The following is a 264-nucleotide window of genomic DNA, read 5'->3' as shown; positions in this document are numbered from 1 at the left end:
ATAGCTGCTTCAATAGCAATTGTGCCTGATCCGCAAAAAGGATCAGCAAATGGGCGGTCAGGTGTCCAGTTCGTTAATAACACGAGCGCGGCAGCAAGGGTTTCTTTAATAGGTGCTCCGCCTTGATCCACACGGTACCCCCGTTTATGAAGGCCGACACCAGATGTATCAAGGGTTAGCACTGCTTTATCTTTTAAAAGCGCAATCTCGATTTTATATTCAGGACCCGTCTCTTCAAGCCATTCAGACTGAATATTGTAAGAT

General features: G+C 45.8%; 1 pseudogene. It reads right to left on the bottom strand.

Annotation, left to right across the window (positions count from 1 at the left end):
- Positions 1–264: pseudogene (locus SB775_RS30540) on the bottom strand (class I SAM-dependent RNA methyltransferase); the annotation flags it as partial.

The sequence above is a fragment of the Peribacillus sp. SIMBA_075 genome (genome assembly GCF_046534585.1).
The sequence above is the reverse complement of the archived record's forward strand: the minus strand, read 5'-3'. Positions and strand labels throughout refer to the sequence as shown.